This is a genomic window from Kribbella sp. NPDC000426 (assembly GCF_040300265.1).
In the GTDB taxonomy this organism is placed as follows: Bacteria; Actinomycetota; Actinomycetes; order Propionibacteriales; family Kribbellaceae; genus Kribbella.
This window is the reverse complement of the sequence record NZ_JBEPDK010000004.1, coordinates 641,969-659,176: the sequence shown is the minus strand read 5'-3', so window position 1 is coordinate 659,176 and position 17,208 is coordinate 641,969. Positions and strand designations below refer to the sequence as shown.

At 69.3% G+C, this 17,208-nt stretch carries 15 protein-coding genes; 5 read left to right on the top strand and 10 right to left on the bottom strand.

Going from position 1 to position 17,208, the window contains the following annotated elements; translation table 11 throughout:
- Positions 1-10 precede the first annotated feature (10 nt).
- From ABT313_RS22420 to ABT313_RS22410, 3 genes are read right to left on the bottom strand one after another with little or no spacing between them, the layout of a single operon-like run.
- Entirely contained in the window at positions 11-1,198 is a 1,188-nt protein-coding gene (locus ABT313_RS22420; RefSeq protein ID WP_350856929.1) for an acetate kinase, read from the bottom strand.
- On the bottom strand, positions 1,195-3,270 hold the full coding sequence (gene pta / locus ABT313_RS22415) for a phosphate acetyltransferase (protein ID WP_350856926.1): 2,076 nt from the start codon (positions 3,268-3,270) through the stop codon (positions 1,195-1,197). The genes ABT313_RS22420 and pta overlap by 4 nt, the downstream gene beginning before the upstream one ends.
- A gap of 12 nt (positions 3,271-3,282) precedes the next feature.
- Positions 3,283-3,888, bottom strand: coding sequence for a TetR/AcrR family transcriptional regulator (locus ABT313_RS22410; RefSeq protein WP_350856923.1), 606 nt, complete (start codon positions 3,886-3,888; stop codon positions 3,283-3,285).
- 90 nt (positions 3,889-3,978) lie between these two features.
- On the opposite strand from ABT313_RS22410, the gene ABT313_RS22405 reads away from it, so the two are divergent.
- Positions 3,979-4,728 (top strand): SDR family NAD(P)-dependent oxidoreductase, encoded by a 750-nt coding sequence (locus ABT313_RS22405; RefSeq protein WP_350856920.1) that lies wholly within the window; start codon positions 3,979-3,981, stop codon positions 4,726-4,728.
- Between the two features lie 70 nt (positions 4,729-4,798).
- On the opposite strand, the gene ABT313_RS22400 is transcribed toward ABT313_RS22405, so the two are convergent.
- The 3 genes from ABT313_RS22400 to ABT313_RS22390 form a co-directional block, all read right to left on the bottom strand.
- Positions 4,799-5,188, bottom strand: coding sequence for a VOC family protein (locus ABT313_RS22400; RefSeq protein WP_350856918.1), 390 nt, complete (start codon positions 5,186-5,188; stop codon positions 4,799-4,801).
- A 65-nt stretch (positions 5,189-5,253) separates the two neighbouring features.
- Positions 5,254-5,988 carry a helix-turn-helix transcriptional regulator gene (locus ABT313_RS22395; protein ID WP_350856915.1) on the bottom strand — a complete coding sequence of 245 codons (735 nt, stop codon included), beginning with the start codon at positions 5,986-5,988 and terminating at the stop codon, positions 5,254-5,256.
- 38 nt (positions 5,989-6,026) lie between these two features.
- The gene (locus ABT313_RS22390; RefSeq protein ID WP_350856912.1) at positions 6,027-6,653 is read right to left on the bottom strand and encodes a VOC family protein; all 627 of its coding nucleotides are present in this window, start codon (positions 6,651-6,653) and stop codon (positions 6,027-6,029) included.
- Positions 6,654-6,780: 127 nt separating this feature from the next.
- On the opposite strand from ABT313_RS22390, the gene ABT313_RS22385 reads away from it, so the two are divergent.
- A complete protein-coding gene (locus ABT313_RS22385) occupies positions 6,781-8,493 on the top strand; it encodes a cation:proton antiporter (RefSeq protein ID WP_350856909.1) in 1,713 nt (570 codons plus the stop codon).
- Here ABT313_RS22385 and ABT313_RS22380 read toward each other — a convergent pair.
- The gene (locus ABT313_RS22380) at positions 8,490-9,230 is read right to left on the bottom strand and encodes a dienelactone hydrolase family protein (RefSeq protein WP_350856906.1); all 741 of its coding nucleotides are present in this window, start codon (positions 9,228-9,230) and stop codon (positions 8,490-8,492) included. The genes ABT313_RS22385 and ABT313_RS22380 overlap by 4 nt on opposite strands.
- A gap of 180 nt (positions 9,231-9,410) precedes the next feature.
- Entirely contained in the window at positions 9,411-10,802 is a 1,392-nt protein-coding gene (locus ABT313_RS22375; protein WP_350856904.1) for a sulfatase family protein, read from the bottom strand.
- 65 nt (positions 10,803-10,867) lie between these two features.
- Here ABT313_RS22375 and ABT313_RS22370 point away from each other — a divergent pair, with 65 nt between their 5' ends.
- The 3 genes from ABT313_RS22370 to ABT313_RS22360 are packed head-to-tail and all read left to right on the top strand — an operon-like array spanning position 10,868 to position 15,047.
- Positions 10,868-12,022, top strand: coding sequence for an ROK family transcriptional regulator (locus ABT313_RS22370; RefSeq protein ID WP_350856901.1), 1,155 nt, complete (start codon positions 10,868-10,870; stop codon positions 12,020-12,022).
- The gene (locus ABT313_RS22365) at positions 11,998-13,467 is read left to right on the top strand and encodes a sulfatase family protein (RefSeq protein ID WP_350856898.1); all 1,470 of its coding nucleotides are present in this window, start codon (positions 11,998-12,000) and stop codon (positions 13,465-13,467) included. Before ABT313_RS22370 ends, ABT313_RS22365 begins: the two co-directional genes overlap by 25 nt.
- Complete coding sequence (locus tag ABT313_RS22360; RefSeq protein WP_350856895.1) at positions 13,464-15,047, top strand: alpha-L-arabinofuranosidase family protein; 1,584 nt, start codon at positions 13,464-13,466, stop codon at positions 15,045-15,047. The genes ABT313_RS22365 and ABT313_RS22360 overlap by 4 nt, the downstream gene beginning before the upstream one ends.
- Here the strand turns inward: ABT313_RS22360 and ABT313_RS22355 are convergent.
- Positions 15,037-15,606: a GNAT family N-acetyltransferase gene (locus tag ABT313_RS22355; protein WP_350856892.1), complete on the bottom strand. Its 570-nt coding sequence runs from the start codon at positions 15,604-15,606 to the stop codon at positions 15,037-15,039. The two genes, ABT313_RS22360 and ABT313_RS22355, sit on opposite strands and share 11 nt — an antisense overlap.
- Positions 15,603-17,201 (bottom strand): RecQ family ATP-dependent DNA helicase, encoded by a 1,599-nt coding sequence (locus tag ABT313_RS22350; protein ID WP_350856889.1) that lies wholly within the window; start codon positions 17,199-17,201, stop codon positions 15,603-15,605. The genes ABT313_RS22355 and ABT313_RS22350 overlap by 4 nt, the downstream gene beginning before the upstream one ends.
- Positions 17,202-17,208: the final 7 nt, after the last annotated feature.

Here is a 17,208-nt window from a genome sequence, read left to right as displayed (position 1 = left end):
TTGCAGGCAACTAGCCGCGGTGCAGGACTGCGATTGCCTCGCGGGCGATCTGCCATTCCTCGTTGGTGGGGATGACCAGGACGGCGACGGGGCTGTCGTCGGTGGAGGCGAAGGTTTCGGCCTTGGCGTTGCGGTTGGCGTCGAGGTGGATGCCGAAGGCGCCGAGGCCGTCGAGGGCGGCGGCGCGGACCTCGGCGGAGTGCTGGCCGACGCCGGCGGTGAAGACGATCGCGTCGACGGTGCCCAGGACGGCGTAGTACGCGCCGATGTACTTCTTGATCCGCTGGCAGTAGATGTCGAACGCCAGTTGAGCCCGCTCGTCGCCGGCCGCCCGTCGTCGGGAGATCTCGCGGAAGTCGTTCGCACCGGCGAGCCCCTTGAGCCCGGACTCCGAGTTGAGGGTGCGGTCGGTCTCCTCGGCGGATCGTCCCGCTACCCGGGCGAGGAGTCCGTGGATCGCCGGATCGACGTCGCCCGACCGGGTGCCCATCACGAGACCCTCCAGCGGAGTGAGTCCCATGGACGTGTCCACCGACTGCCCGCCGCGGATCGCCGCGGCCGAGCAACCGTTGCCCAGGTGCAGCACGATCACGTTGACCTCGTCCGGCGAGCGACCGAGCAGCCGCGCGGCCTCGGCCGAGACGAACGAGTGCGACGTGCCGTGGAACCCGTACCGCCGGATCCCGTAGTCGGCCTGCCACTCGTAAGGCACCGCGTAGGTGAAGGCGTACGGCGGCAGCGTCTGGTGGAACGCGGTGTCGAACACGGCGACATGTGGCAGATCCGGCAGCAGCCGCCGCGCGACCTCGATGCCCTCGAGGTTGGCCGGATTGTGCAGCGGCGCGAGCGGCACCAGGTCCGTCACCGCCGCGATCAGCTCGTCGTCGACCAACGCCGGCGCCGCGAACCGATCGCCGCCGTGCACCACCCGATGCCCGACCGCCACGATGTCCACGTCGGCCAGCGCCGGTCCCTGCGTCTCGAACGCCCGTACGGCGGCCTCGAGCGCGGCCTCGTGGTTCGCGATCGGCTTGTCGTCGTTGAACTCGCCGTCAGGCCCGTGGTGCACGTGGTGGCTGCGTTCCTCGCCGATCTGCTCGACGAGCCCGGTCGCGGCCGCCTCGCCCGACTCTGAGTCGACCAGGCTGTACTTGAGCGAGGACGATCCCGCGTTGATCACCAGCACGTGGTCGCTCACCGCACACCACCCTGCTGAGCCTGGATCGCGGTGATCGCGACCGTGTTGATGATGTCCCTCACCGTCGCCCCTCGGGACAGGTCGTTCACCGGTTTGCGGAGACCCTGCAGGACCGGGCCGACCGCGACCGCGTTGGCCGAGCGCTGCACCGCCTTGTAGGTGTTGTTGCCGGTGTTGAGGTCCGGGAAGATGAAGACCGTCGCGCGGCCGGCGACGGGGGAGTCCGGAAGCTTGGTGCGGGCCACGGCACTGTCGATCGCGGCGTCGTACTGGATCGGTCCCTCGACCGGCAGTTGCGGTATCCGTTCGCGCACGATGTTCGTTGCCTTCGACACCTTTTCGACGTCGGTCCCGGTGCCGGAGCTGCCGGTCGAGTACGACAGCATCGCCACCCGGGCCTCGACCCCGAACGCCACCGCGGTCTCGGCGGACGAGATCGCGATGTCCGCGAGCTGCTCGGCGTTCGGATCCGGGTTGACCGCGCAGTCGCCGTACACGAGGACGCGGTCCTGCAGGCACATGAAGAACACCGACGAGACGACCGACGTGTCCGGCACGGTCTTCACTACCTCGAGCGCCGGCCGGATCGTGTGCGCGGTGGTGTGGACGGCGCCCGAGACCATCCCGTCCGCGAGACCCAGCTGGACCATCATCGTGCCGAAGTACGACACGTCCCGGACCAGCTCGCGCGCCCGGTCGAGGTCGACGCCACGGTGCTGCCGCAGCCGGTGGTACTCCGCCGCGAACCGCTCGGTCAGCTCACTGTGCTCGGGATGTACGACGGTCGCCGCGGACACGTCCACGCCGAGCGACGCGGCCTTCGCGCTGATCGTGGTCGGATCGCCGAGCAGCGTGAGGTCGGCGACGCCGCGTCGCAGCAGTACGTCGGCGGCGCGCAGGATCCGCTCCTCCTCACCCTCCGGCAGCACGATGTGCCGACGGTCGGAGACCGCGCGATCGACCAATTGGTGCTCGAACATCAGCGGCGTCACCGCACTGCTCCGCGCGAGCGCGAGCTGGTCGAGCAGTGCCTGGCCGTCGACGTACTGGTCGAAGAGGGCGAGCGCGGTGTCGATCTTGCGGGGCGCGTCCTTGGTCAAGCGGCCGCGGACCGCGGCGAGCTGGGTCGAGACGGCCTGCGTACCGAGGTCGGTCTCGATGATCGGCAGCGTGACGCCGAGCCCCTCGATCAGCCGTTGCACCTGCGGCGGCAGCTCGAACCCGCCGTTGAGGATGACGGTGGAGATCTGCGGGAAGTTACGGGAGGCGTGGGCCATCAGGACGCCGAGGACGACCTCCGGCCGGTCGCCGGCGGTGACGACGGCGGCGCCTTCGAACAACCGGTCGAGCACGTTCGGCATGGTCATGCCGGCGATCATCAGACCGGTGACCTCGCGGTTCAGCAACTGCGGGTCACCGCTCACCAGCCGGCCGCCGATCGGGGCCATCAGGTCCGCGACCAGCGGCTGACCGAGCAGCGGCTCCTCCGGGATCGCGAACGCCGGCGCGCCGACGCCATCCAGCGCGGCGACGAGCGGTCCGCCCTCGCTGGCGCGGTTGACGATCACCGCGAACAGCGAGCCGTGATTCGCGGCGAGCTCGGCCGCGGCCAGGTCGGCGATCGTGCGTACGTCGTGCGGCGTCCGGGTGAAGCCGTTCAGCACCAGCAGCACCGGGGCGCCGAGGTTGGCGGCGATCTTGGCGTTGAACGAGAACTCGGTCGGGGTGCCGACGTCGGTGTAGTCGCTGCCGACGACAACGACTGCGTCAGCGTGCTCGGCGACCGCGTGGTACCGCTGCACGATCGTGTCCAGGGCGGCGTCCGGGTCGTTGTGTACTTCGTCGTACGTGACCCCGACGCCGTCGTCGTACGAGTGCGTGACCGCGTCCTGTGAGATCAGCAGGTCGAGCACGTAGTCGCGACCGCCGTGGGTCGCGGTGTCCGCGCGGACGATCGGCCGGAACACCGCCACCCGCCCGACCCGACGCGACAGCTGATGGAGCACTCCGAGAGCCACCGTCGACTTCCCGGTCGTGCCCTCGACCGATGCGACGTACACACTGCTGCCCATGGCTGAACCCTACTAACGGGTCAAGGCGTGCAGGTGGTCGATCATCGTATCGACGGCGATCCGCAGCGGCGCGGGATCGCGGCGGACCTGGCTGAGCAGCAGGCCGCCCTGCACGGCGGCCAGCATCGCGACGGCGAGCCCGGCCGGATCCGCGTCCGCGGCGAGTTCGCCACGCTCCTGCATCTGGACGAGACCGTCGCGGATCAGCCCCTCCCACTGCTCGAAGGCGCCGGCCAACTGGATCCGGGCGACCGGGTCGCTCTCGGACAGGTCGCTGGCCAGCGAACCGAGCGGGCAGCCGCCGGAGCACTGCACGTCGGTCAGGATGCCGACCATCAGATCGCGCCAGTTCGTCAGCGAGTCGATGGTGTCGAGGCTGCCCAGGCCGGTGTGCTGGATCTGGAGCACCTGCGCGGTCTGCTGGTCGATGACCGCCGACACGAGCGCGTCCTTGCCGGGGAAGTAGTGGTAGAGCTGCGACGGGCTGACGCCGGCGGCGGCCTGGATGTCCTCGATCGTGGTCCGGGCGACGCCCTGCTCGATCATCAGCCGGGCCGCGGCCCCGACGATCCGGTCCCGGGTCGCCTGGCCCTTTCGCGTCAGCCGTTGTGTCGTCACGCCTCCACCGTAGCGATTTTGGAGTTGATACTCCAATTTGTCCGGCGAACTATTGGAGCAATCACTCCAACAAACAGATGGGGAACGGATATGACGCAGGACTTCGCCGGCCGGACCGCGCTCGTGACCGGCGGCAACAGCGGGATCGGCAGGGCTGTGGCCGATCAGCTCGCCCGGCGTGGCGCGCACGTCGTGATCAGCGGGCGGGACGTCGCGCGCGGTACGAAGGCGGTCGAGGAGATCCGGGCCGACGGCGGTACGGCGGACTTCGTCCAGGCCGATCTGGCCCGGCTCGAGGACGTGCGGTCGCTGGCGAAGCAGGCGATCGAGCTCGGCGGCGGGCACGTCGACGTACTGGTCAACAACGCCGGGATCTTCCCGTTCGGGCCGACGGCCGAGGTGGCCGACAGCGACTTCGACGCGGTGTACGCCGTGAACGTGCGCGCGCCGTTCTACCTGGTCGCCGAGCTCGCCCCGCTGATGGCGGCGCGGGGATCCGGCGCGATCGTGAACGTCACCACGATGGTCGCGTACTTCGGCATGGCCGGGATGGCGGCGTACGGCTCGAGCAAGGCGGCCGTGGAGCTGCTGACCCGAGCCTGGGCGGCCGAGTTCGGCGCGGCCGGTGTCCGGGTGAACGCCGTCAGCCCTGGGCCGACCCGCACGGAGGGCACCGCGGTGATGGGTGAGAACCTCGACGGCCTGGCCGGGACGACCCCGCTGCAGCGCGTCGGCCGCCCGGAAGAGGTTGCCGCCGGCATCGTCTTCCTCGCTTCCGACGAGGCATCGCTGATCCACGGCGCCACCCTCCCCGTCGACGGCGGCCGCCTAGCTGTGTAACTCCCCCCGCGACGAGCAGGTTGGGGAGGATCTTGGCCCGATTCGGGGGCAAGATCCTCCCCAACCTCGGCTACGCCGCCGGCGGGGTGAAGATGCCGAACTGGTTGCCGGACGGGTCGCGGAGGTAGGCGAAGGCGGGGGTGCCGGGGGCGGGATCGGTGTTCTTGCTGATCAGCGTGCCGCCGAGCTCTTCCGCCTGCGCGCAGGTGGCCTCGAGGTCGGTGACGAGGATGTAGAACACGGCGTGGTTGGGCAGTTGGCCGCCGGTGCCGAAGATGCCGCCCATCGGCTGCTGCCCGCCGGCAGCGGTGATGTTGCGGTAGTCCAGGCCGCCCGAGGTCAGGCTGCCGGACGACTCGAACGTCCAGTCGAACAGGCTGCCGTAGAACTTCTGCGCACCGTCCGGGTCGTCGCTCGCGACCTCGAACCAGGCCAGCGTGCCGGCCGCGGGATTCGTCATGGGATCTGTCTCCTTAGTAGAACTTGCTTCGGTAGACCCCACGGTTTCAGCGGTTCGCGACAGCCCTATGTCGGAGTTGGAAAAAGATCTTCGGGACGCAGTGCGACGGCCGGCAGTTTGGTCTCGAAGCCGTCGACGTGCAGGTCACCGGTCGCCTGCGGCCGGTGCGGCGGTGTCGGCGTGCGCTCGGCCTTCGTGATGCGATCCATCCGGAAGACCCGCTCCTCCTGGCGCAGGTGGCACCAGGCGGTGAGGTACGAGCCGTTCGGGCCGACGACCCAGTGCTGTGGCTCGACCTCGCGGACGGTCTCCGCACCGTCGCCGTCGGTGTAGAAGATCCGCAGCACCTGGTTGTCGCGGACGGCACGCCAGATCTGCTCGGCGACGTCGCCGTCCGGATCAGGTGTCGGCCGGACCAGCAGCCGGACCTTCGCGGCCGCGGCGCGCGCCTCCTCGAGGGCCTGCTTCGGCATCGCGGCGACGATCTTCTGCAGCGCGGTCCGGGAGTCCCGGGCGAAGAGAACGCTGTCGCTTCCGCTGAGGGCGACGGCGACGGCCATCGCCTCACGGGCCGTGAAGTTGAGCGGCGGGAGGCTCATCGCCCGATCCACGCTGTACCCGCCCGTGCGACCCTGCTTCGTTGCCAGCGGCACCCCGGCCTGACCGAGCGCACTCAGGTCGCGCTCGATCGTCCGGACACTGACCTCGAAGCGGGCCGCCAGCTGCCGCGCCGTACGTCCTCGCGGTCCAGCTGCCCGTAGTTCCTCGGCGAGGGCGTACAGCCGATCGATCCGGTTCATACGGGCAGGCTAAGGACCGCCATGGACACTTCTCGTGGTTACTGCGGAAGCTCGGTGCCGGTGCCCTCGGCGAACATGTAGGCGGCGTACCAGGCCGGCCAGTTCGCGTCCGCCTCACCGGTGCGCGCCTCGTGCTCGCCGTGCGCGGCGGCCGCGCGCTTCAGGGCCTCCTCGAGGTCCTGGACCGTCATGTACGTCGTCTCCTCGACCCGCCCGGGCAGCCGAGTCGTGACCTCCTGCAGCAGCCAGGTGTTGCCGTCGGGGTCGCTGAACGTCGCGAACGAGCTGTAGCTCGCGCCCTCGTCTGCCCGCCCGTCGACCCGTCCGTCGCCGTCGGTGACCTCGAACTGCGCCCCGGGCGCAGCGGGGTGGAAGACGTCGCTGACCTTGGCACCGTGCGCGAGCAGCTCGGACCGGGCCGCGTCGACGTCGCTGACGACCAGGTAGAGGCCTTGCGCCGTACCGGGGGCGGCGGAGGTGATGTTCGTGCCGAACTGGACCGACGCCGGCGAGCCCGGCGGCGTGAACTGGACGACGCGGAACCCGTTGTCGAACGCGAAGTCGGCGTCGAGCCGCCAGCCGAGCCCGGTGTAGAACTCCTTCGACCGGTCGGTGTCCGCAACCGGGATGACGACGGCCTCGAGCTTCAGGTCGGTGCTGCTCATGTCTTCCTCCAGAGATGTTCTTCGATCTGCTGACGCCTAATCTGCCGTCCCGGGACCACCGTGACACCAGTGAGAATCCCTGGTCATTACCCTGGCACGCCCGTGACTGCCTCTAGAGTGCCTTCGTGTGGACCATCAGTTCGTACTGATCGCCGGTGCGGGACTCGCGATCATGATCGCGGCCTCGGTGTTCGCCCGGCGGACAGGGGTGGCGGCGCCGCTGCTGCTGGTCGCGCTGGGGATCGGCGCGAGCTACCTGCCGAGTACGCCGGCGATCCACATCGAGCCCGAGATCATCCTCGCGGGCGTGCTTCCGCCGCTGCTGTACGCGTCGGCGGTCCAGCTGCCGGTGCTCGACGTACGGCGGAACGTCGCGCTGATCTCGTGGTTGTCGGTCGTGATGGTGATCGTCTCCGCGCTGGCGATCGGGGCGCTGGTGCACGCGTTGTTCCCGAGCATCTCGTTCGCGCTGGCGACCGCGCTCGGCGCCGTGGTGAGCCCGACCGACGCGGTCGCGGCGACCGCGATCGGCCACCGGGTCGGGCTGCCGCCACGGCTGATGACCGTGCTCGAAGGCGAGAGTCTCGTCAACGACGCGTCGGCGCTCGTGGTTCTGCGTACGGCGGTCGCCGCGCTCGCCGTGACGACGCACTTCAACCTCGGTCGCACGGTCCTCGACTTCGCCTGGGCGGTCGTCGGCGCGGTCCTGATCGGGCTGGTCGTCGGCGTACTCACGGCACTGCTGCGCCAGCGGCTGGACGATCCGGTGCTGAACACCACGATCTCGTTCGCCGTACCGTTCCTCGCGTACTTCCCGGCCGAGGAGGTGAACGCTTCCGGTGTCCTCGCTGTGGTGGTGGCCGGCCTGCTGACGGGCGCAGTGGGGAGCCGGCGGTTCAGCGCCCGCGACCGGCAGACGCAGGCGACCACCTGGACGACGATCAGCTTCATTCTGGAGAGCGGCGTCTTCCTCGCGATGGGCTACCAACTGCCGGAGCTCGTCAACGACGCCCGCGCCGAGACGACAGTCGGTGAGATCACTGGGCTGGTGCTGCTGGTGGTCACTCTGCTGGTGGTGCTGCGATTCCTCGGGCTGACGTGGCCGGCCTTGCAGTTCCGCTTCGGCTCGAGCGCGCGCACCGAGCAGACCCGGGCCAAGCTGAGCCAGTTCGAGGAACACCTCGACGCGATGGAGCCGTCGGGGGAGCGGGAGGAGAACCGCCTCGCGTGGGCCCGCAAGCGGCTGGCCCGCGGCCAAGCGGATGCGGATTTCGAGGAGCGGGAGCCGATCACGGCCCGCGGCATGCTGGTACTCGCCTGGGCCGGGATGCGCGGCGTCGTCACGGTCGCCGCCGCCCAGACCATTCCGGCAGGTACGCCGCACCGCGCGACCGTCGTCCTCGCCGCCTTCATCGTCGCGCTGATCACGCTGGTGGGCTTCGGGCTCTCGCTGCCCGCGGTGATCGCGCGGATGCATTTCCGCCCGGAGAGCGCCGAGGAGAAGCGCGACTCCGTGACGGCCCTGATGCGGCAGATCGGCACGGCCGCCATCGACGCGCTCGGCCCGCTGGAGGAGCAGACCGTCGACGGCGAACCGCTCGATCCCGAGGCGGTCAGTGCGCTGAAGGAACGGATCCTGCCCCGGCTGGTGTCCGGGAGCCGGCAGCTCCGGGACACCAAGCCGGACACACGCGAGCAGATGGCCGTCCTGCAGCGGCGGTATCTGGACGCGATGCGGGAGGCCCTCGATGCGGAGCGGAGTATCGGCGTCTACAGTTCGGACACCTACCGCTTCGTCGAGGGCTTCCTCGACACGTTCGAGCAGCGCTTCACCGCCTAACGCAGGTGACGGGTGAAGAACCGCACCATACTGTCGGCCTCGAAACGCGGGACCTCCTTGTGAGCGCCCGCGTTGGCGTGCAGGCTCTTCTCCGCTGAGGCGAACGCGTCGAACAGCGCCAGCCCGGATTCGCGCGGGATGTGCTGGTCGTCCCACTGGAGCGCGAACTCGACCGGCACCTTGATCCGGCGAGCGTGCTCGGCCAGCGTCTCGTCGTACCAGAAGATGCCGAACACTGCCGCCGCGATCCGCGGATCGACGGCCGTCAGCGGTATGCCGATGGCCGTGCCCATGTTGAGGCCGAAGTACCCGAACAGGCCGGCGATCCCGGGGAGCTGCTCGAGCGCGTCGAGGGTTGCCTGCCACTCGGGTACGGCGCGGTCGGCCAGGTGGAGGTTGTACGGGACCACGATCGGGCCGACCGGTTCGCCGACCTCCATCGCGTGCTGCATCGCGACGGTCTCGCGCTCGTCCCGCGCCGTCGGCGGCCGGTGGCCGTGACCGGGCGCGTCGATCGACACGGCGTGGAATCCGGCTGCGGTCAGCAGCCGGGCCCGGCCGACCATCGGGGCGGCCTTGCTGTCGCGCCCGCCGCCGTGGCCGAGCAGGACGCACTGGGCCTCGTCGCCGGTCGTGGGTGACCAGAGCATGCCGTGAACGTCGCCGAGGATGAACTCGCGCTCGAGGACGCCGTTCGTGGTCGCGGTGCTGATGAACTGCAAAGAGGAAGTAGTCATGATCGTGCCTTTCCAGGAATGCCTGCGTTTCGGCGCTCCTGGCGACACCTACTTCGGTCGCCGCTCCGTGACGGTGAGAGGGAGCACCCGTCTCGATACCTCGCGCATGGTGCTCACCTCCTCGTGTGAAGTCACGTTCGCCGGGAACGGTACAGGTCCGGCGGCGCACTTGCCATCGAATTACCAGTCGGCGACGCGTTCCTGGCTGCGGTCCTCCGTGGCGACCAGGACGTCGAGCAGGAACTCCTGCAGATCGGTGCGGATATCGCGGTGCAGGGGGTCGTCCCAGAGGTTGTGCTGCTCGTCTGGGTCGGCGGTCAGGTCGTACAGCTCGCCGGTGCGCTCGCGGGAGGTCGCGTGCTGCACCACGAGCTTCCACTGGTCCCGGCGAAGCATCGTGAGGTGGACCGGCGGATCGTACGGGTGGCCGCTGTTGCGGTACTCGCTCAACGCCCAGCCGCGACCGGTCGCCCGATTAGTAGCCAACGGCATCAGATCTTGCCCCTGGCCGCGCGGTTGCAGTCCCGCGGCGGTCAGGATGGTCGGCGCGAGATCGATCCATTGGACCAGCTCGGAGCAGCGCGTCCTCGGTGCGATCGCGGCCGGCCAGCGGAGGATGAGCGGGACACGGACGGCCTGCTCGTACATCATCGGGCCCTTGAGCATCAGGCTGTGGTCGCCGAGCATCTCGCCGTGGTCGCTGGTGAAGATGACGAGAGTGTCGTCGCGGAGTCCCTCCGCGTCGAGCGCGTCGACGATGCGGCCGACCTCGTCGTCCACGAGCGTGACCATCGCGTAGTACGCGGCCTTGACCTCTTGGAGTTCTTCGGGTGAGTACGACGTGTAGCCGCGCGCGTGTCCGGCGTACGACGCCTTCGACGCCTCGGTCTGGATCGGGGGCTTGCCGGCGAGGTCGTCGGGGATGGGGCGGGTGAGCTGCTTCTCGCGGTAGCGGCGTACGTAGTCGTCGGGGGCGCCGAAGCCGTGGTGAGGGTCGAAGAAGTTCGCGACGAACAGGAAGGGCTTGTCGCGATCGCGGGAGCGGGTGAGGAAGTCGATCGTCTGGGTGCCGATCCACCGGCTGTAATGGAGGTCGGTCGGTAGCGTGTCGTAGTCGACGTCCGCTCCCGCCAGGTCCGGTCGCAGGGTGTGGAGCCAACGGTGATACTCGTTCTCGGACGAGCCCGGGTACGGGTCGTGTGCCCAGCGGAAGACCCTGAAGCCGTCGTCGAGGCGCTTCTCGGACCGGCCGCCGAAGCAGGCGTTCAGGTGGAACTTGCCGACCAGGCCGCAGTCGTATCCGGCGTCGGCCAGGTCCTTGCTGAACAGGCGCTCGTGGTCGGGCAGGCCGACGCCGTTCGCCCACAGGCCGTGGGCATGGACGTACCGGCTGGTCATCAGGCTCGCCCGGGAGGGGGCGCAGACGGGACTCTGCACGTAGCAGTTCTCGAACAGCACGCCGTCGGCGGCGAGGCGGTCGAGGTTGGGCGTCTCGATCTCGTCGTTGCCGTAGGCACCCAGTGCCGAGAACCGTTGCTGGTCGGTGCAGATGAGCAGGACGTTGGGCGGCATGAGGTTGAGTCTATTAAATTCGGACTGTTGACAAAAATACGCCACACCGGCCAGAGTCGGATCCCGTGGGAACTCCGTCGTCCGGTCCGCTGCGCCTCCTCCGGGAGTCGCACGAGGAGCGCGTCCTCACCGCGTTACGCACCCGAGGCCCGCTGACCCGCGCCCAACTGGCCGACCAGACCAACCTGTCTCGCGCGACCCTGTCCTCGATCGTGCAAACCCTGCTCGCGCAGGAGGCGCTCATCGAGCGCGCGGTGGAAGGCGCGAGCCCCGAGGCGGGGTCGGGGGCGAGCGCCGCCGGGGCTGCGGCTGCCGGAGTTCGGGGGCGGGGGCGCCCAGTATCGGTGCTGAGCCTGAACCCGGGTGGCGGGCTGGCGGTGGGGATGGATCTCGGGCATCGGCGGATCCAGGTGACGATCGCGAACGTCGGGCACGAGATCGTCGCCTCGGACGCGATCGCCTGTGCGGAGCGCACGTCCTGGGCACGTCGGGTGCAGCTCGCGATCACCCTGGTCGAGGATCTGACTACCCGCCGCGAGATCTCGCTGACGTCGCTTGCCGGACTTGGTGTAGGCATCGTCGGTCCAGTCCCATCCGACCGGGGCGCCGTCGTCCACCAGGCTCTCGGCGAGCGTTTCGGCGTACCGGTGTTCGTCGACAACAACACCCGGCTGGCTGCGCTCGCCGAGGCGACGTGGGGTGCGGGGGCCGGCGTGGGGAGCGTGCTCTATCTGCGGCTCTCGTACGGCGTCGGTGGTGGGCTTGTGTTCGGTGGCCGCCTGTTCGCCGGGGCGACGGGAGCGGCGGGCGAGCTGGGGCACATCAGCGTCGACCGCGACGGACCGCGGTGCCCGTGTGGCGGCCGCGGGTGTCTCGAGCTCCACCTGTCGAACCTGCTGGACGAGTACGGCGGCTTCGACAACCTCGTCCCCGATGCGATCACCGACGTCGCAACCCGGACCGGCGAGGTCCTGGCCGCGGCCTGCAACACGGTCAACCCGGAGGTGGTCGTGGTCGGCGGCGAGCTGACCGACGCCGGCGAGCACCTGTTCCATCCACTCCGCCGAGCGCTCCGCGAGTACACCCACACGCAGGTCCACCGCACCCTGCGGGTCACGCAAGCAGAGCTCGGGTACGACGCGGCCGCGCGCGGCGGGATCGCTCTCGTGCTCACCAACCCACCAGAGGAGGCCGAGTGGCGAAGAACATCCTGTTCCTGATGACCGACCAGCATCGCGTCGACACATTAGGGTGCTACGGCAACCAAATCTGCGAGACCCCGAACCTCGACGCTCTCGCCGCCTCCGGCACCCGCTTCACGAACGGGTTCACTCCGACTGCCATCTGTACGCCGGCCCGCGCCACCCTGCAGACCGGCGTACTCCCGTACCGGCACACTCTGCTCGCGAACTACGAACGCAACGTCGGCTACCGCGAAGAACTCGACGACACGTTCCCCGTCTTCTCCCACTACCTGACCGACTACCAGCTGGGCCACGTCGGCAAGTGGCACGTCGGCAAGGACAAAGGCCCGCGTGACTTCGGCTACGAAGGCGAGCACTACCCGGGCTGGGGCAACGCCGTCGATCACCCCGACTATCTCAGGTACCTCGCCGAGCACGGCTACCCGCAGTTCGGCATCCGCAACCCGGTCCGCGGCACCTTCGCCAACGGCGAGCCAGGCAACCTTCTCGCCGGCATCCTCGAGCAGCCCGTCGAGGCGACGTTCGAGTACTTCCTCGCCGAGCGCACCATCGAGCAACTCCGCCGCTTCGCCGCCGACGGCCGCCCCTTCTACCTGACCTGCAACTGGTTCGGCCCGCACCTGCCGTACCTCCTGCCTGAGGACTACTACTTCCGGTACGACGCCGCGCAGGTCGAGCTGCCCGCGTCCGTCGCCGAGACGTTCGCCGGCAAGCCGCGCGTCCAGCAGCACTACTCGTCGCACTGGACGTACGACAGCATCGGCCCGGACCGCTGGCGTGAACTCGTCGCGGCGTACTGGGGTTATGTCACGCTGATCGACGAGCAGATCGGCCGCATCCTCGCGGTCGTCGACGAACTCGGCCTCACCGACGACACCGCCGTCCTGTTCACCGCCGACCACGGCGAGTTCACCGGCGCACATCGCCTGCACGACAAGGGCCCGGCGATGTACGACGACATCTATCGGGTCCCGCTGATCGCCAAGGTCCCCGGTCTACCGGCCAGGGTCGAGGACTCCTTCGCGACTCTGACCGACCTGACTCCGACGTTCCTCGAGCTGGCCGATGTCGAACCGCCTGAGCATTACCAAGGGCGCTCGCTGCTGCCGTTGATGAAGGGGGAGCGGCCGGACGACTGGCCGACCGAGGTGATCGCGGAGTTCCACGGCCACCACTTCCCGTACCCGCAGCGGATGATCCGCACCGACCGCTACAAGCTCGTCGTCAACCCGGCCGACGTCAACGAGCTGTACGACCTCTCGACCGATCCGGACGAGCTCCACAACCGCTACCAACATGCCGAACTCGCCGGCGTACGCCGCGAGCTGACCACCCGCCTGTACGACGTACTCCGGGATCGCGGCGACAACTTCTACCACTGGATGACGTCGATGTTCGAGGTCGGCGGCAAGAGCTACGACACCGCCCTCAGCGCACTCGACCAGGAGGCAACCCGGTGACCTCGAACGCCGAGATCAACGTCCGCCGCGACCGGCGGCACGCCATCGACCCGATGATCTACGGCCATTTCCTGGAGTCCGCCTTCTTCGGCAACATCCAGGGCGGCGTCTTCGACGAGGGCTCGCCGCTGGCGTACGGCGGGGACGACGCCCGCAACGGTCTCCGGACGGACGGGATCAAGCTCTGCCAGGAGCTCGGGCTCCCGGTCGTGCGCTGGCCCGGCGGCAACTTCACGTCGGCGTACCACTGGGAGGACGGGATCGGCCCGCGCGCGGCGCGCCCGCGGCGGCTCGAACTGGCGTGGGGTTCGGAGGAGGACAACCACTTCGGCACCGACGAGTTCCTTGCCTGGTGCAACGAGGTCGGCACCGAGCCGTACCTGGCGCACAGCTGCCGCGATGTCGACGAGGCCGTGCGCTGGGTCGAGTACACGAACTACGGCGGCGACACGGAGTACACCCGCAAGCGCGGCCACGAGCCCTACGGCGTGAAGTACTGGCGACTGGGCAACGAAGTGTACGGCGACTGGCAGATGGGACACCGAACCGCCGAGGCGTACGCCGCCGACGCCGCCGAACACGCCCGTTTCATGCGAGCCGTCGACCCGGGCCTGAAGTTCGTGGCCGTCGGCAACCCGGATCGACACTGGACCAAGACGGTGCTGGATGCCGTCGGCAACCAGATCGACTACCTGTCGTTCCACCTCTACGGCGCGACCACCCAGCTGGTCGACGGCGCGTCGGAGTACGACGAGATCGTTGCCCAGTCGCTGTATTTCGAGCAGCAGATCGTCGAGTACTCCGACCTGGTCGCGGGACTCGCGCGGCGTCCGATCGGGCTTGCACTGGACGAGTGGAACATCCGCCACGTCGAACCCGCGAGCTGGCCCGTCCCGCGGCCTTCGGACGACGGCGGCACCGTGGAGCGTGACGTCGACGGCCTGCCGACGTACCCGGCGCAGCGCGTGAACCGCTGGAGCCCGCGCACCCTCGCCGACGCGCTGTTCTACGCCGGCGTTTTCCACGCGCTGCATCGCGCCGCCGGTCGTGAGGTCCCCGTCACGATGGCCAACACCGTCAACCTGCTCAACGCCAACGGCGTCATCGTCGCGCGTCCCGACGGTGCCGTGCGGGCCGCGACGTACCACGTGTGGGATCTGTACCAGAACCACCTTGGTCCGGTGGCGCTCGCCGCCGACGTACGTTCCTCCGGTCGCCTCGCCGCAGTCCGACAGGGTGATGAGCGCGATCACCGCGGCGACTTCCGGACCCGCCCGGCGACCGTCCCCGACCTCGACGTGTCCGCGACCACCGACGGCCGCGGACTCCAGCTCGCGGTGATCAACCGGCACCGGGACACGCCGATCCGCGCCGACCTGACCCTCGACGGCCGCCGGGACGCCCTACCACCGCGTGCCACGGTGAAGCAGCTCGGCGCCGACGACGTACTAGCTGCCAACACCCTGAGCAACCCGGAGGCTGTCGTACTCCGCGACCTCGGCGTCCTCGACCTGCCCGAGCCGACCTACGAGTTCCCACCCCACAGCATCACGCTGCTGTCGTTCGAACTCAGCGGATGACGAGCCGCATCAGGATGCGTGGGTGGCCGGCGAGGGTTGAGGTGGTGTCCGCGGACTTGGTGAAGCCCGCCTGTTCGAAGTTCTTGCGGATGCCTGCGTAGGCCATCGTCAGGTCGACCTTGCTGTTGCCGTTGTCCAGGGGATAGGCCTCGACGACCGGGGCTCCGTTCGCCCGGGCGAAGTCGACGGCGCCGGCGATCAGGGCGTGGGAGATGCCCTGACCGCGATGCCCCGGACGGACGCGGATGCACCACAGCGACCACACCGGGAGGTCGTCGACGTGCGGGATCTTCCGATTGCGGGCGAAGGACGTCGCCGCGCGCGGTGCGATCGCGGCCCAACCGACCGGCGTGTTCCCGTCGTACGCGAGGACTCCGGGCGCGGGCTTCGCCTTGCAGAGCGCGGCGACGTACTCGGCGCGTTCCTGGCCCTTGAGTGTGTTGTTGAGCTTGGACGGGATGCGGTAGCTGAGACAGAAGCAGACGGTGGAGGTCGGCGACTTGGGGCCGATGACCGCGCGGACGTCCTCGAAGACGTCGGCCGGACGTACGTCGATCATTCGGCCTCCAGCAGCTGGTTGTGGATCATGAACGCAGTCCGGAGCTCCTTGTAACCGACCCGGTCGAACAACACGGTCATCGTCGTACCGTCGTAGTGCTCGACCAGACCGGGGCCGAACGTGCGGTGCTTGACGCGGCTGCCGATCGGGAACGGCTCCTCCTCGGGCGGCGCCGCCGTACGGCCGGCCAGGTCGTTGTCGCAGTTCCCGCACGGCCCTGCGTAGTGCTCGCCGAAGTAGCTCAGCAGCCACTCGCGCCGGCAGCCGCCGTACTCCGCGTAGGTCGACATCATCTCGACCCGGGACCGGGCGACCTCGCGCCGATCGTGCTCGACCGCCGACGCGGCCGCGACGGCCTTGTCGACGTCGGCCCGGCTGGCCAGGTGGAACTGGTGGCCGATGGCAACAACCCGGGCGTCGGTCAACCGACCGAGGGCACGCTCGACGCGGGCGGCGCTGAGATGCGTCGCCGCGGTCAGCTCCGCGATGTTCGCGGGCCGGTGCTCGTCGATCGCGGTCGCGACGGCGACCAGGTCCTCGTCGGTGACGCCACCGGAGGCGAAGAAGCGGTTCAGGCCGAGGTCGGCGTGCCGGAAGAACAGCTCGATGTCGGCCGGTTCGCCGTCGCGGCCCGCGCGGCCGATCTCCTGGTAGTACGCGTCGATCGAGGCCGGCGCCTCGGCATGGCTGACCCACCGGATGTCGGGCTTGTCGATCCCCATCCCGAACGCGATCGTCGCCACGACCACGCGGCAGTCGCCGGCGAGGAACGTGTCCTGGACCTCGCGGCGTTGCTTGGCCGACAGTCCGGCGTGATACGCCTGCGCGGACACGCCCGCGGTGTTGAGGTCGGACGTCAGGTCCTCGGCGTGGCGATGCGTGGCGACGTACACGATGCCCGGGCCGCTGGACGACCTGACGTGGCTGAGCAGGCGGCGGTTCTTGGTGTCGTCGTCGGCGAAGGCGAACACGGCGAGGTTGAGGTTCGGCCGGTCGAAGCCGCCGACGACGACGACAGGGTCGTCCAGCTCGAGGCGATGCGCGATCTGCTTGCGTACGGGCGGGGCAGCCGTCGCGGTCAGCGCGAGCACCGGCGGCCGTCCCATCGCCTTGATCGCGGCCGCCAGCCGGAGGTAGTCGGGCCGGAAGTCCTCGCCCCACTCGCTCACCAGATGCGCCTCGTGCACCGCGAGCAGCCGAGGCCGGGACTTCGCGAGCAGCTCGAGTACGTCGGCATGCGTCAACTGCTCCGGCGACATCAGCACGAATCCCGGCCGCCCGTCCATGAGCAGCTCACGAGCGGCCCGCCCGCCGGCGCGATCGGTCGCATTCAGCTCGGCGACCTCGACGCCGGCCGGATGCTTCGCCAACGCCCGCAACTGATCGCGCTGCAACGCCACCAGTGGACTGACCACCACAGTCACCCCGCCGAGCGCCAGACCCGCGAGCTGATAGATCGCGGTCTTGCCGGTCCCGGTCGCGAGCACGGCCAGCGTGTCCCGCCCGTCCAGCACCGCGCGGACGGCCTCCTCCTGGCCCGGCCGCAACGACTCGTACCCAAGCCACTCGCGAGCGAGCGCGACGATGTCCCTCACGGTCACA